The 804-nt window shown below is 73.0% G+C and carries 1 protein-coding gene; it reads left to right on the forward strand.

Translation table 11 applies throughout. The features are described from left to right. Positions 1-115: 115 nt before the first annotated feature. The coding region (locus tag FV222_RS27935) for a hypothetical protein (protein WP_246685719.1) at positions 116-804 on the forward strand (689 nt) is incomplete at its 3' end.

The following is an 804-nucleotide window of genomic DNA, read 5'->3' on the forward strand; positions in this document are numbered from 1 at the left end:
CGCCCGGACCGATCCGACGCGAACCGTGCCCGCTGCGGCCGACGGCGCGCGCGCGGCCAAGGCCATCCGGGGAGCCAACAACGCGAAGGCCCTGACCGCCCTGGCGCGGGCACGGATGCGCCAAATCCGTCCGCTGCGCCTGCGGATGATCGATGCGGTCACGCTCGCCGCCGCCGGCCTGCTGGTGCTGAAGCTCGTCGGGATGTTCGTGGAGACGCCGCAGGTCGCGCCCGAACTGCCCGCCCTCGCGCAGGTGCTCGCCAAGGCCCGCATCGGCTACGAGCTGCTCGACCCCACCACCACCGGGTCGGTGACGCCCAAGGAGGCGCCGAAGGGCGAGGCCAAGGCGCCCGAGCCGCCGCAGGCCCAGCCGCCGATGCCGGAGCCCGTCTCGCTGACGGAGCGCGCGCTGCTGGAGAAGCTGGGCGCCCGGCGCGACGCGCTGAAGCAGAAGAGCGACGAGCTGGAACTGCGCGAGAAGATGCTCGGCGAGGCCGAGCGCAAGCTCGAGACCGGCCTCGGCGACCTCAAGCAGGCCGAGGACAAGGTGGACACCGCCGGCAAGGCCAAGGCCGACGCCGAGAAGGCCGCCCTGAAGAACCTCGTGACGATGTACGAGACCATGAAGCCGAAGGACGCCGCCCGCGTCTTCGACCGCCTCGGGCAGGAGGTGCTGGTGTCGCTCGTCCTGGCGATGAACCCGCGCAAGATGGCCGAGGTGCTGGCGCTGATGCAGCCGGACGCCGCCGAGAAGCTCACCGTGGCGCTGGCCAACCGCGCCCGCGGCGTCGCCGGCCCGCAGGC

Source organism: Methylobacterium sp. WL103, from assembly GCF_008039885.1.
Lineage (GTDB): Bacteria > Pseudomonadota > Alphaproteobacteria > Rhizobiales > Beijerinckiaceae > Methylobacterium > Methylobacterium cerastii.